Below are 25858 nucleotides of genomic sequence, written 5' to 3' on the forward strand. Positions count from 1 at the left end.
GGACTCCCATGCGCTCGACGACAGCACCCACGGCCGGCATCCTCGTCGGGCTCGTCTCGGCCCTCGCTTTCGGCGCGAGCGGCCCCTTCGTCAAGACCCTCCTCGAGGCCGGGTGGTCGCCCGGATCGGCGGTGTTCCTCCGGACGCTGGGTGCGGCGATCGTGCTGCTCCCGGCCGGGCTCGTCGCCCTCAGGGGCCGGCTCGCACTCGTCCTCAGGGAGTGGCGGCTCATCGTGGGATTCGGCATCATCGCCGTCGCGGGAGCGCAACTCTGCTACTTCGCTGCGGTCTCCCGCATGCCGGTCGGCATCTCACTGCTCATCGAGTACCTCGCTCCAGTGCTCCTCGTGATCGCGGCTTGGGCGCGCAGCCGGCGGGCGCCGTCGCGACTCACGGCGATCGGGTCGATCGTGAGCATCGGTGGGCTCGTGCTCGTCATCGACATCGCCGGCGCCACACCGGATCTCCTCGGCGTGCTCTTCGCCCTCGGCGCGGCCGTGTGCCTTGGCGGCTATTTCGTGCTCTCGGCGCGCCCGACAGAGTTGCCGCCGGTCGCGCTCGCAGCCGGCGGCCTGCTCGTCGCGTCGGTCGCCCTGGGTGCGGCCCTCCTGATCGGGGTGCTGCCCGTGTCAGCCCCCCTCGTCGACGTCCGACTCCTCGGCGCGATCGTGCCGTGGTGGGTCCCGATGCTCGTCATCGTACTCGTCGCCACGGCGTTCGGCTACGTGTCGGGAATCGTCGCGGCGAGCCGAATGGGCGAGCGTCTCGCATCCTTCGTCGGTCTCTCCGAGGTGCTGTTCGCCGTGCTGATCGCCTGGCTGCTGCTCGGCGAGGTGCCGACGCTGATTCAGGCGATCGGAGGCGCGCTCATCGTGGCCGGAGTCGTGCTCGTACGCCTCGACGGCAGCCGGGCGGCGACGGCCGTCGTACCGGAACCCGTGCCGCTCGCGCGGCTGCTCGACTGACCCCGAACGTCGGAGCCGGACCGCGCCTCAGCGTGCGATGCCCGAGCGAGCGGGCTTCGCGAGTGACTTCTCCTCGATGGGGGCCGCGCCGGAGTCGCGGAGCGCGCGCTGGTAGTCGCGCGCCTCGTTCTGACGCTCGGCCTCGGCTCCCGACGTGATGGCCGCTCGCACGTGGCGCTGCTCGTAGCCGAAGGCGTGCACGAGGTCGAGGGCGTGCGGGCGGAGCCGCGCGACGAGCCGATTCATGTACGCATCGACGGCGGCCGCCCGTTGCGGCGACAACCGGCCGTGGATGAGATACCACGAGAGGTGCTTCTCGAGGAGCGAGAGCCCGAAGAGATCGCGCAGCCACGTGAGCACCCTCCGCGAGTTCTCGTCCTCGATCGTCTCGAGAGCATCGGTGAACGCCTCCCACTCGAGCAGTTCGCCGTGAGCCCTCGCGGCCTCGATGAGTTCGTTCTGGTGGGCGTTGAAGAGTGCGGCGGCCTCCGACTTGCCGAGGCGGCTCGCCGGCCGGAGCTGCTGCGCGACCTCCGCGATCATCGTCTCGACGCGATCGGTGAGCAGCTCCCGCTGCACTTGCGCCTCCCGCAGCTGTCCGACGGACCGACGCACCCGGCCGAAGTCCTTGATGGTCTGGCCGAGCGACCGCAGGCCGGAGCCGTGATAGGCCCGATCGGCCGCCTGCTCGACGACGTAGCGGGCGAGCGCACCGACATCGGCTCCGCGGAACCGCTTCGAGTAGTCCGACAGCAGGCGCTTCGCGACGAGCTGCAGCAGCACGTTGTTGTCACCCTCGAAGGTGACGTAGACGTCGAGATCGGCACGGAGTCCGGTGAGGCGGTTCTCCGCGAGGAAACCGGCCCCGCCACACGCCTCGCGGGACTCCTGGATCGTGTCGAGGGCCGCCCACGTGGAGAGCGGCTTGAGCGCGGCGGCGAGCGTCTCGAGGTCTTGACGGTCGACGTCGGTGTCGGCGGCTCCGCTGAAGACCGCGTCGAACTTCACGAGCAGCTTGTCGTGCGCGAACGTGTGGGCATACGTCTGGGCGAGGCGCGGAAGCAACCGGCGCTGGTGGCGCTGGTAGTCGAGCAGCACCTCCTCGTCGGTGTCCGATCCCGCGGTGAACTGGCGTCGCTGCGAGCCGTATTCGATCGCGATCTGGAGGGCGAGCGCCGACGCCGCCGTCGCGGCTCCGTCGAGGGACACCCGGCCCTGAACGAGCGTGCCGAGCATCGTGAAGAAGCGTCTGCCGGGACTCTCGATGGGCGAGCTGTACGTGCCGTCAGGGGCCACGTCGCCGTACCGGTTGAGGAGATTCGTTCTCGGGACGCGGACACCCGTGAAGTGCAACCGGCCGTTGTCGATGCCGTTCAATCCCCCCTTGAGACCGTCGTCCTCTCCGCCGATCCCGGGCAGGAACGCACCGTCCTCTCCTCGGATCGGGACGTAGAGCGCGTGTACACCGTGGTTCACTCCCTGCGTGATGAGCTGGGCGAACAACACGGCGGCCCTGCCGTGTACGGCGGCGTTGCCGAGGTAGTCCTTCCAGGCACCGCGGAACGGGGTGTCGATGACGAACTCCTCCGTCTCGGGGTCGTACGTCGCGGTCGTGCCGATCGAGGCGACGTCCGAGCCGTGGCCGGTCTCCGTCATGGCGAAGATGCCGGGGACTTCGAGCGACATGATGCCGGGGAGCCAGGCGTCGTGGTGCGGCCGTGTGCCGAGGTGGAGGACCGCGGCACCGAAGAGCCCCCACTGGACCCCCGATTTGATCTGGTGGGAGGGATCACCGACGACGAGCTCCTCGAAGCCCGCGATGTTGCCGCCGTGATCGTCACGGCCGCCGAGGTGCGTGGGGAACGCGCGATGCACCTGCCCGTTCTCGACGAGCCGACGCAACTGATCGAGTGTGCGCTCGCGGTGCTCGGGATACGGCAGTCCCTCGATCTTCTGCATTTCGGGCGTCGCGGCGAAGTCGCGGGAGGCGAGACGTTCCTCGGGCCACGTCCCGAGGAGCAGGCGGCGCACGGCGCCGATGTTGATCCGTGCTCCGCCGTGTGCATCGACGGAGCGCGTGTCGATGGGTCCGGTGTCGACGCGCTCCGTCACGTCGGGCGCCTCGGCGGCCTCGGCGTTGGTGTCCGTTCGATCGACTGCGTTCGACATCGACTCTCCTCGTCGTCTCGTCGCGGCAACGTCCGAGACGGCGGGCGGATGGGCCCGGCCGTCACGACGTGCGCGCGTGTCCCCTCACGCTACGAAGGAGCGCGGCGGAGTGGAAACGAGCCGTCCCCGGGTCACAAACCGGACGCCGGTGGGACCGCCGGCGTTTGTGTGAAGCCACAAGACGGCCTCGGTCGAGCGGTCAGTCGGAGTCCGACACCGGAGCTCGAGCGTGCGCGTCCACCACGGCCACGAGCGCCTCCCCGAAGCTCGCCCGCTTCTTCTCGCCGATACCGGAGATGCCGTCGAGCTCGGCCACGGAGCGCGGTCTTGCCAGGGCGACGGCGCGCAGTGTCGCGTCTCCGAAGACGATGTACGCGGGCACCCCGGCGGCCTTAGCCTCCTCGGCTCGCCACGAGCGCAAGGCCTCGAAGAGCTCCCGGTCGGCGACGTCGAGGTCGGCGGCGGCGGGGCGGACCGCCTTCGACCGCGTGACGCGGGCCGTCTCCGTCCGCATCGGGACCACGCGTGAACCGGAAAGCACCTCGCCGCTCGCCTCCGTGATGACGAGCGTGCCGTACTCGCCGTGCGTCGCGAGCAGGCCGGCTGCGAGCAGCTGCCGGACGACGCTCCGCCACTGCTGATCGGTGAGATCGGCGCCGATCCCCCACGTCGCGAGCGCGTCGTGGCCCTGCTGGCGCACGCGCTGTGTCTCGGTGCCGCGCAGGATGTCGATGAGGTGCCCGGCTCCGAACTGCTGGTTCCGCTCTCGCTTCAGCCGCACGATCGTCGAGAGGAGCTTCTGTGCCGGGACGGTGCCGTCCCACACCTCGGGCGGGACGATGCACGTGTCGCAATTGCCGCACGGCGTCGACTCCTCCCCGAAGTAGCGGAGCAGGTTCACGCGACGACAGTCGACGGTCTCGCAGAGGGCGAGCATGGCGTCGAGGTGCGCCGACAGGCGACGCCGGTGTGCGAGGTCGCCCGGCGACTCGTCGATCATGCGGCGCTGTTGCACGACGTCGTTGAGACCGTACGCGAGCCACGCGACGGACGGCTCGCCGTCGCGGCCGGCTCTGCCCGTCTCCTGGTAGTAGCCCTCGACCGACTTCGGCAGGTCGATGTGCGCGACGAAGCGCACGTCCGGTTTGTCGATCCCCATGCCGAAGGCGATCGTCGCGACGATGACGACGCCGTCCTCGCGGAGGAACCGCGACTGTACACGCGCGCGCTCCGACGCCTCGAGCCCCGCGTGGTAGGCGAGGGCGTCGATGCCGTTGGCGCGGAGGAACTCCGCTGTCTTCTCGACCGTGTTGCGACTGAGGGCGTAGACGATTCCGGCGCTGCCGGACCCCTCGGTGCGGATGAACTCGAGGAGCTGCTTGCGGACCTCGTTCTTCGAGACGATGCGGTACTGGATGTTCGGCCGGTCGAAGCTCGAGACGAAGTGGCGTGCTCCCCCGAGCGAGAGTCGTTCGGCGATCTCGCGGTGCGTCGCGGCCGTCGCCGTCGCAGTGAGCGCGATGCGCGGCACGTCCGGCCAGCGCTCCGCAAGCTCGCCGAGCGCGAGGTAGTCGGGCCGGAAGTCGTGCCCCCATTGCGACACGCAGTGGGCCTCGTCGATCGCGAAGAGCGAGACGCGACCGCGTTCGAGGAAGCGCTTCGTCTGTTCGGACGACAAGCGCTCCGGCGCGATGTAGAGGAGGTCGAGCTCGCCGGCGACGTACGCGCGCTCGACCGCCTCACGCTCGTCCCGGCCCTGAGTGGAATTGAGGAACTCCGCCCGGACGCCGACGGCGCGCAATGCCTCGACCTGATCGTGCATGAGGGCGATGAGCGGGGACACGACGATGCCCGTCCCCGGCCTGAGGAGCGAGGGGATCTGGTAGCAGAGGCTCTTGCCACCACCCGTTGGCATGAGCACGACCGCGTCGCCGCCGACACTCACATGCTCCACGATGGCCTGCTGGTCGCCTCGGAACGACTCGTACCCGAAGACCCGGTGCAGCACCTCGCGAGCGGTCGGTGCATCCGGGGTGATGGTCGTCTCCACGCCCTGCACCCTACCCGTCTCCGCCGACATCACCGAGTCGGGCGACGACGGCTCGGGAGCGGCGTGTGACCCGCTCGTCGGGGAGCGACGGAGCCAGCGGGCCGACCCGACGCGACGCGTAGGCTCGATCCCGTGATCACCGTCGCGCTGGGTCTCGTGGGTGCGCTCGTGTACGGAGCGGCCGACTTCCTCGGCGGAGTCGCCGCGCGCCGGATGCACGTCCTGCTCGCCACGGCGCTCTCCGCCGGTGCCGGGCTCGTGGTCCTCGCGACAGCCTCTCTCCTCGTGCCGGGGGCGTGGTCGCCCGGGGCGGTGTTCTGGGGCGCTCTCTCGGGTCTCGCCGGAACGGTCGCCGTCGCACTGCTCTACGCGAGCCTCGCGATCGGTCCGATGAGCATCCTCTCTCCGCTCACGGCCGTCGTCTCGGCCGTCGTCCCCGTGACGTGGGGCCTCGCCGGCGGCGAGACGCTCGGCCCTCTCGCGATGGGCGCGGCGGCACTCGCGCTCGTCGCCGTCGTCCTCGTCGGCTTCGTGCCCGAGGAGGGCGCCGTGCGTCCGTCGGGGCTCGGTCTCGCCCTCGCGGTCGGGTCCGGCGTGATGATCGGGGCCTTCCTCATCCTCATCGACCGGACCCCGGCCGAGTCGGGGCTCGTCCCCCTCGTCGTCAACCGCATCGTGAGCACGGCCGTGATGTTCGCGGCGTTCGGCCTCACGATCCTCACTGCGCGGATGCGCGCGCGCGGGCTGGGCACGATCCCTGCGGCGAGCGCCGCGCCGGCGGGCGCTCGAACGGCCGGGCTCCCGACCGGACTCCTCCTCGCGCTGGGGTGCGGCGTGCTCGACGCGACCGCCAACGCCGTCATCCTCATCGGCCTGCGCGTGGGCGAGTTGACCATCATGAGCGTGCTCGTCGCCCTGTACCCGGCCGGCACGATCCTCCTCGCCGCACTCGTGCTGCGGGAGAGGGTGGCCCCGGTGCAATGGACGGGCCTCGTCCTCGCCCTCTCGGCCGCGGGAATCCTGGCCGTCGCGTGAGCGTTTCCCCGAGAGGGACCTGGTGCGAGAATCGGACGACGACGGACCGATGTCGGCACGGGGAGACGAGGACGGCATGAGCGACCAGACCACCGACACCCCGAGGGGTGAGACCCGCATCGTCGAGGACGTGCACGCCAGACGCTACGAGCTCTGGGTGGGTGACGACCGCGTCGGGTTCTCGGCCTACCGGCGGGAATCCGGTCGCGTGACGTTCACCCACACGGTCGTCGACCCGGCCTTCGAGGGCCACGGCTACGGCAGCGCGATCGCGCGCGCCGTCGTCGCCGACGCCCGGGAGCGCGGCGAGACCATCGTGCCCCGTTGCCCCTTCATCCGCTCGTGGCTCGAGAAGCACCCGGACGCCGCATCGGACGTCGACTGGACGGATCCGTCCTGATGCGATCGTCGACCTCCCGCCGACGGACGGGCCGGTGAGGACGGTGGACCGGTGACCCGACTCGACGCCGAGCTCGCCGACGCGCCGCTCTCCCGCGAGGCGGCGCCCGGGCCCCTGCTCGATCTCCTCGAAGCGCGCGAGGTCCCCCTCGGGGGCGTGCGCGGTATCACCGTGCACCGGACCCTGCCGCAGCGAGCGCTTCCGATGGTCGGTGCCTGGTGCTTCCTCGACCGCTTCGACCATACGAGCGCGGTGATGCGTGTGCTCCCCCATCCCCACACCGGCCTTCAGACCGTGACCTGGCCGCTCGAGGGTGACATCCGGCATCGCGACAGCGTCGGGAGCGACGTCGTCGTCGCGCCCGGGCAGCTCAACATGATGACGGCGGGCCGTGGGATCTCCCACTCCGAGTTCTCGATCCCCGAGGAGCCGTCGGAGATGCACGGGCTGCAACTCTGGACGGCGCTCCCCGCAGGGGTTGCGGACACGGACCCGTTCTTCGAGCAGCACACCGACCTTCCCGTCTATCGCACCCCCGGCCTCGCCGCGACCGTCATGCTCGGCAGCCTCGGCGGTCGCACGTCTCCCGCGACCATGTTCTCGCCGTTGCTCGGGGCCGACGCGACGATCGACGCCGGCGCACGCGTGACCCTCCCGCTCGATCCGGTGTTCGAACACGCCGTGCTCGTGCTCTCGGGGGCGCTCGATATCGCCGGGACGACGGTCGAGTCCGGTCCGCTCCTCTTCCTCGGCACGGACCGGTCGGAGCTCGAGATCGCGAGCACGGATGGAGCCCGCTTCGTGCTGCTCGGCGGCGAGCCCTTCGACGACGACCTCGTGATGTGGTGGAACTTCGTCGGACGCAGTCACGACGAGATCGTCGCGGCCCGCGAGGACTGGGAGTCGGGGACGGGCCGGTTCGGTTCCGTCTCCGGTCACGGAGACGAGCGCATCCCCGCCCCGCCACTGCCGACGGTACGACTCACGCCGCGGCGGCGCCGGGCCTGATCGCTCCCCTTCCGAGCAAGAGTACGGCGACCGCGAGGAGGACACTCCCGAGGAGCGCGATCGGCAGGGCCATGAACCACTCCATCACCACGAACGGCGGGATGAAGGCGAGCACCGTCGCGACGGCGACGACGGCCGGAGCGGGCGTCTCTCCGATCATGCGTGGCGCCTCCCAGCGCGCGACGAGGAACGACACGGCGAAGACCAGCCCGAGGACGACGATGAACGCGACGGGTCTCGACCACCACCAGGCCGGGCTGGCTGGCGCCGGAGAGGCCCCCGGCACGAGGAGCGCGGCCCCCGAGACGATGAGGACGACCGGGAGGTGCCAGAGGTAGACGGTCATGAGGCGCGTCCCGAGGACGAAGACGACGGCACGAGCGGCGTGCGTGTTCATGAGGTGAGCGAGAGCGGGGCGGAGGAGCCGGAGGACGCACGCTTGCGCGACGGCGAGCGCGACGAGCGGAAGTGTCGGAGGGTTCAGGTTCCCGAGCATGTCGACCGAGTACGGTCCCTGATCGGTCAGGGGCACGAGGGACACGTACGCGAGCGTGGCGACGAGGACCAGGACCCACGTGCGACGAGCGGCGAACCACCCGTCGGCGTACCAGAACCCGATCTGCTGGACGAGCAACCAGACGAAGAAGAGGTTGAGGAGCCCGATCTCGGTGACACCCGTCGCGAACCGCGCGGCATCGACGGTGACCACTCCCGCGAGCAGCACCACGAGGGTCGCCCGCGGCGCACGCGCGTGCCATCCGACCATCCACGGGACGAGCGCCTGACACAGCGTGTAGGCGGCGAGGAACCACAAGGGTGACGCCGCACCGATGACGGCGACCTCGACGAGAGCGGGATCGACGCCGAGCAACCGGGCGCCCCCGATGACGGCGGCGTAGAACACGAAGAGCGGCAGGGCCGGCTGGGCGAGCCGGAGGACACGGTTCCGGACGTAGTCGGCCGCGGTGCCTCCCCGCCGACCGAGGCTCCGCCAAGCCGTGATCGAGGCGAAGCCGCCGACCACGAAGAACAGCGGCATGATCTGGCCGACCCATGTCGCCAGCGCGAACCACGGCTGCGCCTCGAGCGGTCGCGAGACCTCGATCGACCCGTCCGCGCCCGCCCCGACTCCGACCATGAGCAGGTGGATGACCACCACGAGGAGCACGCAGAAGACGCGCGCGAGGTCGAGCGTGAGGTCCCTCTTCGACAGGTCGATCGACGATGCGCTGCTCGCTGCCGGCGGTCGGGCGGGCGACGATCGGAGGTCGTCGGTCTCGCTCATGAGGTCAGCATAGGAGGATCGGCGGCAGCGGGACGGGACCATCCCCACCGCTCGTGTCGGAGGGGAACCGTCATCGGCCGCGCGGCTCGCGTTCTAAGGTATGCCTTACTAAACTCGATCATGGGGCCGATCGGCTCCCGATGGCACCGGGCATACGAGCACGAACGCGGAGCGCAGCGCGACATGACCTTCTTCAGCACTCGACTGCTGCTCACGTGCGCCGCGATCGGAGTCGGTGGCGGCCTCGTTTTCGGCATCGTCGGCTACCTCCACCCCGTCGTGCTCGTCACGGTCCCCATCCTCTACGGCGCCCTCATCGGCGTGTACTTCTTCCCCGGCGTCGTCGCCCAGAGCCTTCTCCGCCGTGGCGGCGTCGCCCTGCTCACCGGGACGATCGCCGGGCTCGCGGCTTCCGCCGTCGATCCCGCCAACCTGTGGCGGCACGTCGGCGTTGGCGTCCTGATCGGTGCTTTGCAGGAACTGCCCTTCGCCCTCTCGGGCTACCGGTACTGGAGGGGCTGGGTCTTCGGGCTCGCCGCCGTGGTCGCGGGACTCGTCATGGGCGCTTTCGTCCTCGTGCTCGTCGGCCCCGACCACTTCGCCCCGCTCGCCGAGACCGTGTACATCGCATTGTTCGTGCTGAGCCCTCTGCTCGTGACCTGGCTCGCACGCAGGGTCTCAGACGGCATCGACTCGACGGGCGCTGCACGCGGCATCCAGGGCGAGATCGACCGTCGACGTCGGGGGGCCGGCGCGACGCCGCTCGCCATGGTGGCGGCGTGAGCGCCGCTCTCGAGTCGACGGCCGGATGAGCGAGGAGAACCCGGCGACTACCCGGCCGGCCATCGAGGTCGACGCCCTCCGGATCCGGCATCACGGCCGGGAGACGTGGACGCCCGACGGGGTGAGCTTCTCGGTCCGGGCCGGTGAGGTGATGCTCGTCCTCGGTCCGAGCGGATCCGGCAAGTCGACCCTCACCCTCGCTCTCGACGGTCTCGTGCCCCACGTCGTCGCGGCCGACGTCGAGGGCTCCGTGCGCGTGGGCGGCCTCGACACGGCGTCGCACTCGGTCGCCCGGATGAGCGAACACGTCGCGATCGTGTTCCAGGACCCGGATGCGCAGATCGTGACCGGGAGCGTGCTCGACGAGGTGTGCTTCGCACCCGAGAATCAGCTCCTCCCCATCGACGTGGTGCTCGCTCGCGCGGAGGCGGCCTTGCGGCGGGTGGGGCTGTGGGAGCGACGGGACGAGGATCCGGCTGTGCTGTCGGGTGGCGGCCGGCAACGGCTCGCGATCGCCGCCGCGCTCGCGGCCGGCGGTGAGGTGATCGTGCTCGACGAGCCCACAGCGAATCTCGACGCAGCCGGGGCCGAGGACGTGTACGACTCCCTCCGGGAGGTCGTGGCGGACGGATCGCGCTCGGTGGTGCTCGTCGAACACGACCTCGACGCCGCCGTGACACTCGTCGACCGCGTCGTCGTCCTCGACCGGCGTGGAGCCCTCGTGCTCGACGGTCCGGTCGACGTGGTCCTGCGCGAGCACGCGGTCGAACTCGAGCGCTTGGGCGTGTGGCTGCCGACGGCGACGACCGCCGCCGTGCGCCTGTCCCGGGCCGGCGTGCCGTTCGAGCGGTTACCGCTCACTCCCGCCGAGCTCGCGGTGGCGCTCGACGCCGTCGCGGAACTCCCCGCGCCGCTCGCGCCGGTCGTCGTTCCGACTCCCGCCGACGCCGCGGTCACCACCGACACCACCGCCGTCTCCGTGCGTGGCCTGACCGTCTTCCGCGGGCGGGGGCGAGGCCGCGTCCCGGTCCTCCGCGACGTCGATCTCTCGATCCGGAGCGGCGCGTTCACCGCCGTGGTGGGCGTCAACGGCGCGGGGAAGACGACGCTCCTGCAGGCGATCGCGGGCGTCGTACGACCGCCGCGAGGGACCGTCTCCCTCGCGGGCCTCGACCCGGCCGCGGCCCGCGCGGCGGCCCTCAGCAGGCATGTGGGATTCGTCTTCCAGAACCCGGAGCATCAGTTCATGACCCATACCGTCCGCGACGAACTCGCGTACGGTCCGCGCGCGACGGGTCGGGAACCGGCTCAGATCGATGCGCAGGTCGACGAACTGCTCGACCGCTTCGGTCTCGCCGAGGCCGCCGACGTGAACCCGTTCCTGCTCTCGGGGGGCCAGAAGCGCCGGCTCTCGGTCGGAACCGCCCTCATCGGCGGAGCCGGCGTGCTCGTCCTCGACGAACCCACGTTCGGTCAGGACCGCGAACGGGCCGACGAACTCGTCGACCTGCTCGCCACTCTCCAGGCCACGGGCACCACCGTCATCGTCGCGACCCACGATCTGCAGCTCGTGGCCGAGACCGCCACGAGCGTCGTCGTGCTCGCCGACGGCCGCGTGATCGCGCACGCGCCACCCGACGCCGTCTTCGAGGACGACGACCTGCTGGTGCGTGCCGGCCTTCGCCGCCCCGCTCTGTCACGCGCCATGCGGCTCCTCGAACGTCATCCCGACTGGCGAGGGATCACGGCGCTCTCGCGGCTTCCGGGACCTCCACGGTGAGGCCCGGCACCGAACGATCGCGCGGCTACCTGCACGGCCTCAACCCGCTCGTCACGGTCGTCGCCCCACTCCCCGCCATGATCGCGGTCATCGTGTCGCGCGACCTCGCCACTCCTGTCGCCTTCCTCCTCCTCGGTCTCGGCCTGATCCTGACGGGGGCGCATCCCTCGACGCGGACGACAGCGCTCCTCGTCCTCGTGCTGCCCGCCGCGATCGCGATCGGCACCGTCGGTTTCGGCGTCTGGACGGATCCCGCGCGCGTCGATCGCTCCGTCGTGCTTCTCGATGCCGGGGCCTACCGTCTCTACGAAGGCTCCCTGCTCGCGGGGCTCGCGGCTTCGCTCCGTCTCGCCGCGCTGCTCGTCCTCGCGCTCCTCGCCGGCCTCTCGGCGACCGGGCCGGACTTCGTGCGCTCGACCGTGCAGTATCTCCGTCTCCCCTACCGGATCGCCTACACGGCGCTCGCCGCGTACCGTTTCGTTCCGCGATTCCGGCGCGATCTCGAGCTCATCCGGCAAGCACACCGTGTGCGCGGCCCGGGAGTGCGCCGCGGCCCGGGCTCAGCGATCTCCCGAGTGACCGCGTCGGTCGTCCCCCTGCTCGCCGGCGCGATCCGGCACGCGGAACGCGTCGCGCTCGCGATGGACGCGCGCGCCTTCGGCGCGCACTCGACCCGGACTGAGCGCCATCTCGTCCCCCTCCGCGGTCGCGACGCCGTGTTCGTCACGCTGTCGTGGGCCGTGACGGCAGCGATCGTCGTGATGCTTCCCGCGCACTGACCCCGCCGGCGCCCGCCTCGAGCGATCGGATCAGGCGAGCCCGCTCCGCCGGTTGTCGAGCACCGGCAGCGTCATCCGGGCGTCGGCGACGGCGGCGACGTCGACATCGACGACGAGCAGCTCCGGCTCCGCGCCGAGGCGGTGCAGCACCTCCCCGAACGGCGAGACGACGACGCTGCCGCCGACACCGGTCGGCGCCGACGGATCCACGTCGACCCCGACCGTCCCGGGGTCCGCTTGCCCCACGGCGATGACGGCGCTCGTCGTGTCGAGAGCCCGCGCGCGGGCGAGCAACTCCCACTGCGCCAGCTTGCCCGGCCCGGCTCCCCACGACGCGCTCACCACCTGGACCCGCGCTCCCGCGTGCGCCAACGCCGTGTAGAGATCGGGGAACCGGATGTCGTAGCAGGTCGTCAGCCCCACGGTCTCCCCCGCGACGGCGATCGTGACCGGGTCGTCTCCCGCTTGGACCCCACGCGACTCGCGGAAGCCGAACGCGTCGAAGAGGTGGATCTTGTCGTACCCGACACGGCCGCCGGGACCCGCGGCGAGCAGCGTGTTCCGCACGCGCCCACCGTCGCCGGGCGTGAACATGCCGACGACGATCGTGACGCCGAGGCGTTCGGCGAGCTCGTGCACGGACCGGGCCCACGGGCCGTCGATGGGTTCGGCGATCTCGCGAAGCGGGTGGCCGAACGCGCGCATCGTCGCCTCGGGGAACACGACGAGATCGGCTCGCTGCTCGGCGGCGCGCTCGGAGTACTCGGCGACGGTCCTCAGGTTGGCGTCGGTGTCGGCGGTGCTCACGATCTGGGCGAGCGCTACGCGCATGCTGTCCTCCTCGATGGTCCACACCACGCTAGCGCGGCATCGACACGGGAGGAGGATGCAGATCCTTCGAACATATGTTCTAATGGTCCGCATGAGATGGAGCGAACAGGGACTGCGGGTCGAGGAGCCATCGACACTCCCGGGCCTCGCACGGATCAACACGGTCGTGCGCAGCGTCACGACGCCAGAGTTCGCGGGGGTCACCTTCCACGAGATCCTCGCGAAGTCCGCGCTCAACAAGGTGCCGAGCGGTTCGGGGATGCCTTTCGGCTGGACCATCAATCCGTACCGGGGCTGCAGCCACGCGTGCGTCTACTGCTTCGCGCGACCGACGCACACCTACCTCGACCTCAACGCGGGCACCGACTTCGACACCCAGGTCATCGTGAAGATCAACGTCTCCGAGGTCCTCGAGCGCGAACTGCGCAAACCCTCCTGGCAGCACCACCCCGTGGCCCTCGGCACGAACACCGACCCGTATCAGCGTGCCGAGGGGCGGTACGAGCTCATGCCGGGCGTCATCTCCGCTCTCGCTTCGTCCGGTACTCCCCTCTCCATCCTCACGAAGGGCACGCTGCTCCGCCGCGACCTGCCGCTGCTCGCGGACGTCTCGCGCCAGGTGCCCGTCGATCTCGCGATGTCGATCGCGATCTATGACGACGACCTGCAGAAATCCATCGAGCCGGGCACACCGAGCGCCGCTGCGCGTCTCCGTACCGTCACCGCGGTCCGCGAGGCCGGGCTCGACTGCTCGGTGTTCCTCATGCCGATCCTCCCCTGGCTCACGGACTCGACGGCCCACCTCGACGACGCCCTCCGGCGCGTCAGGGACGCCGGTGCGACATCGGTCCTGTACTCGGCCCTCCACCTCAAGCCCGGGGTGAAGCCGTGGTTCATGCACTGGCTCGAGCGCACGCACCCCGAACTGGTGCCGCGCTACCGGGATCTCTACGCGAGCGGTTCCTATGCACCCGCCGCGTATCGGAAGTGGCTCGCGCAGCGCATCCGACCTCTCATCCGGGCCAACGGGCTCGACGAGGGACGAGAGGAACCGACGACGGGTGGCGTCCGTTCGAGCGCACTCGGCCAGTTCCGTGACCCCGACGGCGAGCGGCGACCGGCGCGCTTCGCGAGCGAGGATCGACGCACCGTGCCCTCGGCGCTCAACATCCCCGTCGCGTCCGTGGCGTTCGAGTCCGCAGACGAACCGACGCTCTTCTGAACCCCCTGGTGGGCACTCGCTCTGCACGGGCGTGACGAGCGCCGGAGGATGTCGTGGGCATCTCCCCAGGCCCCCTCCTAGGCTGGCTCAGCGACCTCTTCGATTGAGGCCGGAGGCTCCGTCGGGGAGAACCGACGGAGCCGTCGCCGGATGTCAGCGCGTGGCCAGCTCCTCGAGGAGATCGTCGCCCGGTTGCGTCTCCTCGAAGTCCGCGTCGATCTCGGCCCGCTCCAGCAGCTCGCTCATGCGGCGCTGACGGCTCCGTGTGATGAGTGTCACGACGGTGCCCTCCTTGCCGGCGCGACCGGTACGGCCGGAGCGGTGCAGGTACGTCTTGTACTCGTCCGGCGCGTCGGCCTGCACGACGAGGGTGATGTCGTCGACGTGGATGCCGCGCGCGGCGACGTCCGTCGCGACGAGCACGTTGACGCGGCCGGACGTGAGCTTCTCGAGATTGCGGGTGCGGCGTGCCTGGTTGAGGTCGCCATGCAGTGCCACGGCGAGGATTCCCGCGTCCTCGAGCTGATCCGTGAGCCGCTCGGCGTACGCCCGTGTACGGGCGAAGACGAGCGTCTTCTCCTCGCGGCTCGCGAGGCGCTCGATGACGGCGTCCTTGTCGCGGTGCTCGATCACGAGCACGCGGTGGTCGATCGTCGAGGACGCCTGGTCCTCACCGGCGACCTCGTGGACGCTCGGCTTCTTGAGGAACTCGTCGACGAGCGCCGCGACGCCGCGGTCGAGCGTCGCCGAGAACAGCAGCTTCTGGCCGCCGTTCGCGGTGCGGCGGAGGATCCGCTGCACCGGCTCGAGGAACCCGAGATCGCACATGTGGTCGGCCTCGTCGAGCACCGTGACGGTGACCTCCGACAAGTCGAGCCGACCCTGCTCGATGAGGTCCTCGATGCGACCGGGCGTGCCGATCACGATGTCGACGCCGCGCTGGAGCGCACCGACCTGCCGCCCTTGCGGCACGCCGCCGTAGATCTGCGTCGTGAAGAGGCCGACGCTGCGAGCGATCGGCTGCACCGTCCCGTCGATCTGCAGCGCGAGCTCGCGCGTCGGGGCGAGGATGAGCGCGCGGGGCTTCCGGCCCATCTGGCGCTTCTTGCCTCCGCCGTTCTCCATGAGCTTCTCGACGAGCGGGGCTCCGAAGGCGATCGTCTTGCCGCTGCCGGTCCGCCCCCGCCCGAGCACGTCGCGGCCCGCGAGCACGTCCGGGATCGTCGCGGCCTGGATCGGGAAGGGCGTCTCGGCACCGAGCTCGGCGAGGGCACGCGTGATGTTGCCGCCGAGGCCGAGGTCGGCGAACGTTACGCCGTCGACATCCGCCGCCTGGATCGCTTCGGCCTCGAGACGCTCGAGCACGACATCGTCGGTCGGCGTGTAGTGCCGGTCGTCGTCACGGCGCGGAGAGAAGGAGCGGTCAGAGCGCCCGTGCCCGCGATGCTCCCGGAAGGTGCGGTCGTCGCGACGCGGGCGATCGCTGCGCGCGAACCGGTCGTCCCGGCGGGGCCGGTCGTCCCGCTGAGGGCGCTCGTCCGTCGAGAAGCGGCTCGAGCGACCCGCCGGGCGCTCGTCGCGCGCGGAGCGGTCGATCCGGGCCGGGCGCTCGTCACGAGCAGGACGCTCGTCACGCGCGAAGCGGTCGCCGCGGGAGGGGTGATCGCCGCGTGCGGGCCGGTCGTCGCGGGCCGGTCGGGAGTCACGACGGGGACGGTCGTCACGAGAGAAACGGTCGTCGCGCGCAGGACGCTCGTCCCGGGCGGGGCGGGAGTCCCGAGAGAAGCGGTCGTCCCGGGCCGGGCGCTCGCCACGAGCAGGACGCTCGTCACGCGAGAACCGATCGCCACGAGCAGGACGCTCGTCCCGTGCGAAGCGGTCATGACGGGCGGGTCGCTCGCCCCGCGGGGAACGGTCGTCGCGCGAGAAGCGGTCGTCGCGCGCCGGGCGGTCGGAGCGCGACGGGCGCTCGTCACGGGAGGAACGGTCGTCGCGACGCGGGCGGTCGTCACGCGAGAAGCGGTCGGCGCGCGCCGGTCGGTCGGAGCGCGCATCGCGCTCTCCGGCACGGGCAGCTCGCTCGTCGGCGTTCCAGCGGGCCTTGACCGGGGCCTCCTCCTCGCGGAAACCGCGGTGCTTCGGGCTGCGACTGCCGGGACGGGCCGACGAGCGCTTCGAGGCGTAGGCGGGGTCGAAATTGCGGGCGGGGCGACCGCCGGCGGGCTTCTTGTTCTTGGGCATCGTGTGCCTTCCAGGATGGGGTCGCGTCAAACAGCGTCGTCGAGACGTGGCGGAACGCCACGCTCGAACACCCGGGCAGTCGATGGCCGGGGACCGTTCACTCGATGTGATCTCACCAGCGTTATCGCTGGGAACCGGTCCTCCGGACGAACAGTGACGCACGCGGGGATGAGAAGCCGCGCCGTCCAGAAACCGACCTCCCTACGTTACAGCATCGGGGCGAAAAGGTCACGCCTCCCTCCGTTTCCGCCATACCGCGATTCATCCGCTTCCCGCAAGGCCCCTCCTCATGTACCCGGGTACCCCTAGCGTGGGTGTCGCGGTCGAGGTTCGACCGCCCGCGGTGGTGCCACACGACGGCCCGCCGCTCCAACATGGAGGTGTGACACATGGGATTCCTCGGATTTCTCCTGCTCGGATTGATTGCCGGCGCGATCGCGAAGCTCATCCTTCCGGGCCGGCAGGGCGGCGGATGGCTCATCACGCTCGTTCTCGGCGTCGTCGGAGCTCTGCTCGGTGGTTTCATCGGCGGCCTGCTCTTCAACCGCGGTCTTGAAGAGTTCTTCGACCTCGGAACGTGGCTCCTGGCGATCGGCGGCGCGATCATCGTGCTCCTGATCTACGGTGCGGTCACGAACCGCAACAAGCGCTAAAGCGTCTCGCGATACACGAAGCGCCTCCCCGGTCCGCCGGGGAGGCGCTTCGTCGTCGTTCGGGCGTGGCGCCGCCGATCGGCCGCTCCGGCGGGGACACGCCTCAGCGAGCACCGACGATCGTGTCCACGATCCCGGGGTCGATCCCGTCCACCCGCGCCGGGTCCCACTGCGGCGCGAAATCCTTGTCGACGACCTGCGCGCGCACCCCCTCCGCGAAGTCCGGCCGCGCAAAGAGCCCCAGCGAGACCGACAGGTCGCGCGCGAGCACGCGTTGGAGATCGTCGTCGAGCGCCGCGAGTTCGATGGTGCGGAGCGTGACGGCGAGGGCCGTCGGAGACATCTTCTCCATCGTCTCGGCGGCTTCGACGGCGGCCGGCTCCCGTCGCGATCGCAGGGCCGCGAGGATGGTGGCGACGGAGTCGGCGTCGTACGACGAGTCGATCCAGGCGCGTTGGGGAAGAAGTTCCGAGGCCGGAGGGGTCACCGCGACGCGCGCGACGACCGTCGCGGCGTCCGCGCCGGGGACGATGAGGCCGTCGACAAGCTCGAGCAGATCGCGCGACGGGACGAACACGTCGGCGAACCCCGTCGCGACGGCGTCCGCGCCGCTCATCGTCGCGGCCGTCAACCCCACGTGCAGCCCGACGAGGCCGGGGGCCCGGGCGAGGAGCAGCGCTCCTCCGACGTCGGGGGCGAGCCCGATCCGCACTTCGGGCATCGCGATACGGGAGCGCTCGGTGACGACACGGAGAGCGGCATGCCCTCCGAGGCCGACGCCTCCTCCCATCGTGACGCCGTCCATGATCGCGACGAGGGGCTTCGGGTATCGGGCGATCTGCAGCACCGTCGCGTATTCGAGCTCCCAGAACGCCCGGGCCTCGTCGGCGCCGGCCTCCGCGATCATCCGCACGTCGCCGCCTGCGCAGAAACCGCGGTCACCGGCACCGTCGAGAAGCACGGCCTCGACGGCCCGATCGTCCTGCCAGGTGACGAGCGCATCGGAGAGGCGGGTGAGGATGGCGGGCGTGAGCGCGTTGATCCGCGCGGGCCGGTCGAGCGTGATGTGGCCGAGTCGGCCCTCCACACGGATGTCGACACCGTCGTCTGTCATGTGCCCAGAGTATTGCTCCGGGCACGAGGCGCGAAAACGGCGGCCGTCATGCGCCCGAAACGTGTGGTGCACGATGCTGGACACCATGGCACACCAACCGATCACGGTCTCGATCGAGCGCGCGGTCGATCCCGCTCGCATCACCGAGGCCACAGCATGGGTCCAGACCGGGATCCAGCTCGCGAACAAGTACCCGGGCTTCCTCGGCTCCGGGTGGGTGAGGGCGGGAGAGCAGTCCGCCACCTGGCACATGCTCTACCGGTTCTCGGACGAGGCGACCTTGACGGCGTGGGAGGGCTCACCCGAGCGACAGTGGTGGCTCGGCACCGGCCGCGACTTCGCGCGGGAGTCGCGGGTCGAGCGCCGCACCGGGATCGAAGGGTGGTTCGACGACCCTGTCGCGAGGCCCACCGAGTCGCCCGGTGACGTGGCGTCGCACGAGGGGGCCGTCCCGCCGCGGTGGAAGCAATCGGTGAGCATCTGGCTGGGGTTCTTCCCCGTCAATCTCCTCTTCAGCCTGCTCGTGGCCGCCGTTCCGGGGTGGGACGACCTCGCGGTGTTCTGGCGCGTCCTCATCACGACGCTCGTCCTCACGCCGATCATGACGTTCTGGGTTCTCCCGGCCGTCACTCGGCTCATCCGACCCTGGCTGCACGCCCGCTGACAGGGCGGCGGCCGGATCGGGCCGACTTGCCCCCGGACTAGGATCGCTCCATGGATGCGATGTCGCGCACGCTCGAGCGGCGAACGGTCGCGGCGTACGCGGTGGGCTCGATCGCGACGGGCGGCTTCGCCACGCTCCCCGGACTCGTGCTCGTGTACTACCTCACGGACTCGCTCGGCGTCACCGCCATCGCCGCAGGGGCGATCGTCACGATAGCGAAGGTCTGGGACGTGCTCATCGATCCGGTCATCGGTGCCCGCAGTGATCAGAGCCTCGCCCGCACGGGGAGCAGGCGGCGGCTGATGATGTGGGGAGCTCTCTGCCTCCCCGCCGTCTTCGCCCTGACCTTCGCGGCGCCGCCGGGCCTCGGCCCGGTCATCGGCGGCCTGTGGGTCCTCGTCGCGTTCGTCCTCTGCGCCACGGCGTTCAGCCTCTTCCAGGTGCCGTACGTCGCCTTGCCCGCCGAGCTCGTCGCTCGCTACGACGAACGGACGCGCCTGCTCACGTGGCGCGTCGTTGTCCTCATCGTCGCCGTCCTGCTCTTCGGGGCGGGCGGTCCCGTTCTCCGCGATCTCGGGGGCGACGAGGCGAGCGGATACCTCCTCATGGGCGTCGTCGCGGGTGTGCTCATCGGCTGCGGCATGTTCGTCGCCTCGCGTGTGGCACCCGTCGACGTCGCCCGTGCCAACGTCCGTCCCACCGCATCGCTCGCGCAGAACTATTCCGGCGGTGTGGGCGCCCTCCGAAGGAGCCGAGCGTTCCGGACCCTCCTCGCCACCTATATGCTCCAGGGACTCGCGACGGGTCTCATGCTGACGGGGGCGCAGTACGTCGCGACGTGGGTCCTCCATTCGGAGCTCGCCGTCACCCTGCTCTTTGTCGCGCTCATCGGCCCGGCCCTGCTTCTCGCTCCGGCGTGGGGCGCTCTCGCCCGACGCGTCGGGAAAGAACGGGCCTTCGTCCTCGCGAGCGTGGTCTTCGCGGTCGCCGCATTGCTCCCGCTGGGCCTGCTGTGGACGCCGGGACCCTGGGTCTACGCGCCCATCGCCCTGGCCGGCACCGCCTATGCCGGGATGCAGACGCTCCCCCTCGCGATGCTGCCGGACGTCATCTCCGACGACGCCCGCCGCACGGGCGTCCGGCAGGCCGGCGTGATCGGCGGACTCTGGTCGGCCGGGGAGACCGCCGGTCTGGCCTTCGGCGCCACGCTCCTCACGGTGACTCTCGCTCTCACGGGCTACGTCGAGTCGACGGCGTCCGACACCGTAAGCCAGCCGGACTCGGCCGTCGTCGGGATCGTGGTGGCGTTCAGCATCGTGCCGTCGGCGATCGTCGCGGCGAGCCTCCTGACGTTGAGGCGGTACCCGCTCCGCCGCCTCGACGTCGACGGGCCGCTGACGCACGGTGCGGACGGCGCCCCGGCCGTCTCCCGGGAGCAGGGACAGTGACGACGGACGTAGGCCCGGACGACGACGTGGGCCGGGACGACGTGGCGCGGACGACACCTCACGCGCCGTGCTCGATCGGCTGACGCATGACGCGTCGACTCGCGCGGTCCGCTCCGTCGAGGTCGAGTTCGTCTCAGCCGGCGATCGCCTCCGGCAGTGCCGTCGTCGCGACGAGCAGATCCTCGACGACCGTGCGGTAGTCCTCGATCATGCGATCGCGGCCGAAGCCGGCGCGAGCCTCGATCGCGGCCTCCCTGAGCTCGGGACGCCGTGCGAGCACCGCGTCCCACGCGGCGGCGACGTCGGACTCGTCGTGCGTCGTCACGACGCCGATCCCCTCGATCCGCCGGGCGGCGTCACCCACATCGGTCGTAACCGGGGTGGCGCCGCACGCAGCCCCCTCGACGAGGCAGAGCGGCGAGGCCTCACCGAATGCGCTCGTGAGCGCCACGACGTCCGCGATCTGGAAGAGCGAGGGCATGTCGTCGCGGATGCCGAGGGCGTGCACGCGGCTCGACGGTGCGACGCCGGACTCGGCGGCGAGCGCACGGAAGGCGTCGTTGGCCCATGTCATGCCCGCACCGCAGAGGACGTAGTGCGCGTCCTGACGGCGAGCGGCGTGCACGGCGAGGGCACGGAGGAACAGTCCGGGGTTCTTCATGGCGTCGAACCGGGCGGCGAGCATCACGACGGGAGCATCGTCGGGGATGCCGACGCGTGACCGCGTCGCGGCCGTCTCCTCCGCGGTCCCGGGGCGGAACCGCCGAGTGTCGATGCCGTTGTCGATGACGTAGCGGCTGCTCGCGCCGACACCTGCCCGCGCGTAGGCGTCACTCGTCGACTCCGCGCACGAAACCGTCGCCGTCACGAGACCGGTCGCGGTCGCCTCGACGAGCCAACCGAGTGTCTGACCCGAGTGGAGCGGATCGGAGCGGTGAAGACACGCCGCCACCGGAACGTCGGGCATGAGTCCTCGGTCCTGGAGGGCGAGCAGGACACCGATGGGCTGTTCCTTGAGCGAGAGCACGACGTCGGCGCGACCGACGGCCTCGCTCGCGACGCGGAGCTCCTCGTCGGTGAACGATGACCGCTCGGGCGGCTGGGCGCCGGCGACTCGACCGAGGGTCCGGATGTCGACGCCGGCGGCCGTCAGACCGCGGTACCGGGGGTCGTCCTCCATGAGCTGCACCGTGCCCTCCCGCCCGGCCGACGAGGCGATCGACAGGACACTGTGCTCCTGATCCGCGGCCGCGTGCAGACCGGCGATCAGGTCAGAGTGGAGGATGCGGGCGCCTCCCGCGAAGAATCCTTCGTAGAGGGACAGGACGCGGAGGGGACGGGTCATCGAAAGGCCTCTCGGGTCTGGAGCGGTGCGGCGCGGACGCCGAGTCCCCTTATGCTCCGATCCCCGGATCGCGATGTCGATAAACGGCACGTGTGCAGCGGGTGAACAGCCGTCCCCGCCTGCTCCGTCCCGCCGCCTCCCGCGTCCTCACGAGCGTGGAACACTCGGTCGTCGAGCGCCCCACGCTCGCGCCACCGAGCCGCTCGTCAGGCGGAACGCGTCGCGCGGCGGCTGCGGCGCTCGGCGCGCGCCTCTCGGCGAGCCGGACGGCGTTCGCGTGCCCCCTCGACGAGGTTGTAGAGGCTCGGGAGCACGATGAGTGTCAGCAGCGTCGACGACACGAGTCCTCCGATCACGACGATCGCGAGCGGCTGTGAGATGAATCCGCCGTGACCCGTGATTCCGAGCGCCATCGGGATGAGGGCGAAGATCGTCGCGAGCGCCGTCATGAGGATCGGACGCAGCCGTCGGAGGGAACCGTGTTCCACGGCGTCGGGCACGGTCATGCCGCGACGGCGGTACTGGTTCACGAGGTCGACGAGCACGATCGCGTTCGTGACGACGATGCCGATGAGCATGAGCACACCGATGAGCGACGGCACGCCGAGCGGCACGCCCGTGATCACCTGCAGACCGATCGCTCCCGTCGCCGCGAAGGGGACCGACACGAGCAGCAGCAGCGGCTGCCGCAGCGACCGGAACGTCGCGACCATGATGATGTAGACGATCAGGATCGCGGCGAGCGCCGCGAGGAGCAGTTGCGAGAACGCGCTCGACTGATCCGAGGCGACGCCGCCGAGGCTCGCCGACGCTCCGCCCTCGAGATCGGCGGCGTCGACGGCCTGCTGCACCTCGGCGCTCGCCGTCCCCACGTCGTCGCTCGCCGGCGTGACACTCACCGTCGCCGAGCGAAGGCCGGAGACTGTCGTGATGGAGGCCGGCCCGTCCACCTCCTCCACGGTCGCGAGCGTGTCGAGGGCGACGACGCCGGTCGGCGTCGGAACCTCGAGAGCGGCGAGCTCGTCACGCGTCGCGGGCGGGTCGTCACTCGCGATGTAGATGGAGAGCGAGGTCTCGTCGATCACGATCGACCCGACGGTCTGCGGCTGCATGGCGCCGGAGACGATGGCGCCGAGCGCGACCTCCGAATAGCCGGCGGCCGCAGCGTCCTCCCGGTCGACGGACACGGCGATGTACGGCCGCGTCTCGCTCAGGTTGTCCGTGACCTCCGCGACGACGTCGAGGTCGCGGACGGCCTCCGCGATCTCGTCGGTCGCCATGAGCAGCGCGTTTTCGTTCGGGGCCGTGACATCGACTTCGATGTCGCTCGAGCCGCCGAAGCCGCTCGAGACCTGCACGCTGATCTCCCCGACACCCTCGATGCCGTCGAGCTCCTCGCGCACGTCGGCCTGGAGCGCGTCCTGATCGGCGTCCTCGTCCGTCGTGATCGAGTACGTGACGGTGCCTTCGCCGCCGCCCCCGAAGAGCGCCTGGATACCGCTACCGCCGGAGCCCATCGAGAGCTGCACCGTGTCGACGCCCTCGGTCTCGAGGATGGTGCGCTCGACGTCGGTCGACGCTGCATCCAGCTCGTCGAGGCTCGTGCCGACCGGCAGGGTCTGCGTGACGCTGAAGGTGTTCTGGCCGGCGCTGCCGAGGAAGTTCGTCTTCATGAACGGCACCGCGAAACCCGTCCCGACGAGGACGAGAAGGGCGAGCACGAGAGTCACGGAGGAGTGCTTGAGGGTCCAGCGGATGATCGGGAGGTACCCGCGCTGCAGGAGCGTCGGGTGCTCCGCCTCGTCGTCGGGAGTCGTCTCGCCACGGCGAGCGCGACGGCTCGCGGGGGCCCCCACACTCGCGAGCACGGATTCGCGGGCCACGGCGGGGGCTGATGCACCGGGTTCGGTGGAGGCCGCTTCGGCCTCGGGGGCGCCCTCGTCGACGGCGGCCACGGGCGCCGGAACGGCGACGGGCTCGGGCGCGTGCTCCGGCTCAACGCGCTCCGGGTCGGTGTGCTCCGGGTCGGTGTGCTCCGGCTCGGGGGCATGCTCCGGCTCAACGTGCTCCGGCTCGGTGCGCTCCGGCTGGACCGGATCGACGGCGGCGACGATCCACCGCGGCTCGACGATCGCCGGTGAAGCGGCGACGCCGGCCGGGAGCGAGCCGTTCGAGGTTCCGGTCCCGGCGGCGTCCTCTTCGTGCTCGCTCCCATGAGCGGCGACTCCGCGGCTCTCGGCCGGTTCGGCCGGTTCGGCCGGTTCGGCCGCAGCCTCCGTCGCCGCCTCGGGCTCGAAGTCCACGGCGTGCGCCGCCGTGGTGGGAGGGGTGCCGGTCGGTGCGAGCTCGACGGCGCCGTGTGTGGCGGTGGAGGAGGAGAACGCGTCGGTGCCCTCCGACGCGACGGGCTCCGTCGCCTTCCGGGTCTTCGGGGCACGCAGGAACCAGTAGGCGAGGACCGGCACGATCGTGAGCGAGACGAGCAGCGAGGCCAGGAGGGCGATCGTCACGGTGAGCGCGAAGGGACGGAAGAGCTCTCCCGAGATGTCGCCGACGAAGGCGAGAGGGAGGAAGACCGCGACCGTCGTGATCGTCGACGCCGTGATGGCGCCCGCGACCTCGCGCACGCCGCGGAGGATCGCAGTCGTCCGCCCCTCGGCTCCGCTCTCACGACCCACGAGCGCGAGGTGCCGCTTGATGTTCTCGATCACGACGATCGAGTCGTCGACGACACGACCGATCGCGATCGTGAGACCACCGAGGGTGATGATGTTGAGGGTGTAGCCGGTCGCCTGCATCCCGATGAAGGTGATGAGCACGGAGGTCGGGATGGAGATCGCCGTCACGAGGGTCGCCCGGACCGAGAGCAGGAAGACGAGGATGACGATGACGGCGAAGCCGAGGCCGAGCAGGCCCTCGGTCGCGAGAGCCTCGATCGACTGCTGGATGTACGGAGCCTGGTCGAACACGATCGTGAGCGTCGCGTCCTCCCCGAGCGTCTCCTCGAGATCGGGGATGATTGCCCGGACGGCGTTCGAGACGTCGACCGTGTTGGCGTCGGGCAGCTTCGTGACGGCGATCGTGAGCGCGGGTTCCCCGTCGACGCGTGAGATCGAGGTGACCGGGTCGTCGGTGAGCTCGACCGTCGCCACGTCGCCGATCGTGCGGGGCTCGCCGACGGCGGTCTGCCCGACGAGCGGGATGCCCGCGACGTCGTCGACGCTCTCGAGCCGTGATCCCGCCTGGACGGCGAGCGTCCGACCGCCCTCCGTGATCTCCCCCGCCGGGATGAGGACGCCGTTCTGGTCGAGGGCGTCGGTGATGTCGGTGCGACTGAGGCCCGCCGCGAACAGCTGCTCCTGGTCCGGGACGATCGTGACCCGCTGGCCCGTCTCCCCGGAGAGCGTCGCATCGCGCACGCCGTCGAGTTCTCGGATGTCCGCGAGCACCGAGTTGTTGATCGCCGCCGAGAGCTCGTCCGTCGATCCGCCTCCGGTCGCGGCGATCTGGATGACGGGGAAGTCGTCGATGCCGCCCGTCAGGGTCTGCGGATCGACGTCCTCCGGGAGCTGCGACGACAGCCTGTTGATCGCGAGCGTCACCTTCTGCTCGGCGCTCGCCAGATCGGTGCCGTAGGCGAACGTCACCGAGACGAGACTCAGGTTGGTGCTCGACGTCGCCGTCGTCGATTCGACCCCCGCGACGCCCTGGACCGCCGTCTCAATGGGCGTCGAGACGTCCTCCTCGACGACGGCCGGGGCCGCTCCCGGGTATGTCGTGACGATCGCGAGTTGCGGGAATTCGACGCTCGGTGCCAGCTCCTGCTTGAGGCTCGTGAGCGCGATCCCGCCGAACACCGCCGCCACGATCGTGACGAGCGCGATGAGCGCGCGGTTCTTCATGCTGAGGACGGCAAGGATGTGCACGGGGGTCCCTCGATACGGCCTGGGTCAGGCGATGCTGTGACAGCGGTCGATGCGTCCCACCGTCAGGGGACGGTGTGGGCGGCGCTCGGTCCGCACGCTCCCGATTCTTCCACAGCGTGCGTTCAGCGGACTGAGGGGCTGCTGTGCAGACGGCGGCCCA

At 70.7% G+C, this 25858-nt stretch carries 19 protein-coding genes; 11 read left to right on the forward strand and 8 right to left on the reverse strand.

Going from position 1 to position 25858, the window contains the following annotated elements; genetic code table 11:
• Window positions 1-8: 8 nt before the first annotated feature.
• Window positions 9-965 carry an EamA family transporter gene (locus ELQ92_RS12090; protein WP_128499327.1) on the forward strand — a complete coding sequence of 319 codons (957 nt, stop codon included), beginning with the start codon at window positions 9-11 and terminating at the stop codon, window positions 963-965.
• 27 nt (window positions 966-992) lie between these two features.
• Here ELQ92_RS12090 and ELQ92_RS12095 read toward each other — a convergent pair whose 3' ends face one another.
• Window positions 993-3134, reverse strand: a complete 2142-nt coding sequence (locus ELQ92_RS12095) for an acyl-CoA dehydrogenase family protein (RefSeq protein WP_128499329.1) — start codon at window positions 3132-3134, stop codon at window positions 993-995.
• 199 nt (window positions 3135-3333) lie between these two features.
• Window positions 3334-5214: a DNA helicase RecQ gene (gene recQ, locus ELQ92_RS12100; RefSeq protein WP_128499331.1), complete on the reverse strand. Its 1881-nt coding sequence runs from the start codon at window positions 5212-5214 to the stop codon at window positions 3334-3336.
• A 102-nt stretch (window positions 5215-5316) separates the two neighbouring features.
• Here recQ and ELQ92_RS12105 point away from each other — a divergent pair, with 102 nt between their 5' ends.
• The 3 genes from ELQ92_RS12105 to ELQ92_RS12115 all read left to right on the forward strand — a co-directional run bounded on the left by ELQ92_RS12105 (window position 5317) and on the right by ELQ92_RS12115 (window position 7627).
• Entirely contained in the window at window positions 5317-6219 is a 903-nt protein-coding gene (locus ELQ92_RS12105; protein WP_128499333.1) for an EamA family transporter, read from the forward strand.
• A 76-nt stretch (window positions 6220-6295) separates the two neighbouring features.
• Window positions 6296-6619 carry a GNAT family N-acetyltransferase gene (locus tag ELQ92_RS12110; protein ID WP_128499335.1) on the forward strand — a complete coding sequence of 108 codons (324 nt, stop codon included), beginning with the start codon at window positions 6296-6298 and terminating at the stop codon, window positions 6617-6619.
• 51 nt (window positions 6620-6670) lie between these two features.
• Complete coding sequence (locus tag ELQ92_RS12115) at window positions 6671-7627, forward strand: pirin family protein (protein ID WP_128499337.1); 957 nt, start codon at window positions 6671-6673, stop codon at window positions 7625-7627.
• Here the strand turns inward: ELQ92_RS12115 and ELQ92_RS12120 are convergent.
• A complete protein-coding gene (locus ELQ92_RS12120) occupies window positions 7602-8912 on the reverse strand; it encodes an acyltransferase family protein (protein WP_128499339.1) in 1311 nt (436 codons plus the stop codon). The genes ELQ92_RS12115 and ELQ92_RS12120 overlap by 26 nt on opposite strands.
• Window positions 8913-9095: 183 nt before the next feature.
• Here ELQ92_RS12120 and ELQ92_RS12125 point away from each other — a divergent pair, with 183 nt between their 5' ends.
• The 3 genes from ELQ92_RS12125 to ELQ92_RS12135 are packed head-to-tail and all read left to right on the forward strand — an operon-like array spanning window position 9096 to window position 12254.
• Window positions 9096-9695, forward strand: coding sequence for an ECF transporter S component (locus tag ELQ92_RS12125; protein WP_166426779.1), 600 nt, complete (start codon window positions 9096-9098; stop codon window positions 9693-9695).
• 25 nt (window positions 9696-9720) lie between these two features.
• On the forward strand, window positions 9721-11475 hold the full coding sequence (locus ELQ92_RS12130) for an ABC transporter ATP-binding protein (protein WP_128499343.1): 1755 nt from the start codon (window positions 9721-9723) through the stop codon (window positions 11473-11475).
• The gene (locus tag ELQ92_RS12135) at window positions 11472-12254 is read left to right on the forward strand and encodes an energy-coupling factor transporter transmembrane component T (protein WP_128499345.1); all 783 of its coding nucleotides are present in this window, start codon (window positions 11472-11474) and stop codon (window positions 12252-12254) included. Before ELQ92_RS12130 ends, ELQ92_RS12135 begins: the two co-directional genes overlap by 4 nt.
• Before the next feature lie 30 nt (window positions 12255-12284).
• Here ELQ92_RS12135 and ELQ92_RS12140 read toward each other — a convergent pair whose 3' ends face one another.
• Window positions 12285-13085: a carbon-nitrogen hydrolase family protein gene (locus tag ELQ92_RS12140; protein ID WP_128499346.1), complete on the reverse strand. Its 801-nt coding sequence runs from the start codon at window positions 13083-13085 to the stop codon at window positions 12285-12287.
• Between the two features lie 91 nt (window positions 13086-13176).
• Here ELQ92_RS12140 and ELQ92_RS12145 point away from each other — a divergent pair, with 91 nt between their 5' ends.
• Complete coding sequence (locus tag ELQ92_RS12145) at window positions 13177-14307, forward strand: Rv2578c family radical SAM protein (RefSeq protein WP_128499348.1); 1131 nt, start codon at window positions 13177-13179, stop codon at window positions 14305-14307.
• Window positions 14308-14460: 153 nt separating this feature from the next.
• Here ELQ92_RS12145 and ELQ92_RS12150 read toward each other — a convergent pair whose 3' ends face one another.
• Window positions 14461-16548 carry a DEAD/DEAH box helicase gene (locus ELQ92_RS12150; RefSeq protein ID WP_128499350.1) on the reverse strand — a complete coding sequence of 696 codons (2088 nt, stop codon included), beginning with the start codon at window positions 16546-16548 and terminating at the stop codon, window positions 14461-14463.
• Window positions 16549-16937: 389 nt separating this feature from the next.
• Between ELQ92_RS12150 and ELQ92_RS12155 the strand changes: the two genes are divergently transcribed.
• A complete protein-coding gene (locus ELQ92_RS12155; RefSeq protein WP_128499352.1) occupies window positions 16938-17201 on the forward strand; it encodes a GlsB/YeaQ/YmgE family stress response membrane protein in 264 nt (87 codons plus the stop codon).
• A gap of 103 nt (window positions 17202-17304) precedes the next feature.
• Here the strand turns inward: ELQ92_RS12155 and ELQ92_RS12160 are convergent, their stop codons facing one another.
• Entirely contained in the window at window positions 17305-18315 is a 1011-nt protein-coding gene (locus ELQ92_RS12160) for an enoyl-CoA hydratase/isomerase family protein (RefSeq protein WP_166426780.1), read from the reverse strand.
• An 85-nt stretch (window positions 18316-18400) separates the two neighbouring features.
• Here ELQ92_RS12160 and ELQ92_RS12165 point away from each other — a divergent pair, with 85 nt between their 5' ends.
• Both ELQ92_RS12165 and ELQ92_RS12170 read left to right on the forward strand, forming a co-directional pair.
• Window positions 18401-18979 carry an antibiotic biosynthesis monooxygenase gene (locus ELQ92_RS12165; protein ID WP_128499356.1) on the forward strand — a complete coding sequence of 193 codons (579 nt, stop codon included), beginning with the start codon at window positions 18401-18403 and terminating at the stop codon, window positions 18977-18979.
• Between the two features lie 50 nt (window positions 18980-19029).
• Window positions 19030-20427: an MFS transporter gene (locus ELQ92_RS12170; protein ID WP_128499358.1), complete on the forward strand. Its 1398-nt coding sequence runs from the start codon at window positions 19030-19032 to the stop codon at window positions 20425-20427.
• Window positions 20428-20560: 133 nt separating this feature from the next.
• Here the strand turns inward: ELQ92_RS12170 and ELQ92_RS12175 are convergent, their stop codons facing one another.
• On the reverse strand, window positions 20561-21772 hold the full coding sequence (locus ELQ92_RS12175) for a glycosyltransferase (RefSeq protein ID WP_128499360.1): 1212 nt from the start codon (window positions 21770-21772) through the stop codon (window positions 20561-20563).
• Window positions 21773-21978: 206 nt separating this feature from the next.
• A complete protein-coding gene (locus ELQ92_RS16625; protein ID WP_243695010.1) occupies window positions 21979-25698 on the reverse strand; it encodes an efflux RND transporter permease subunit in 3720 nt (1239 codons plus the stop codon).
• Window positions 25699-25858: the final 160 nt, after the last annotated feature.

Source organism: Labedella populi (assembly GCF_004078655.1).
GTDB classification, from domain to species: domain Bacteria; phylum Actinomycetota; class Actinomycetes; order Actinomycetales; family Microbacteriaceae; genus Labedella; species Labedella populi.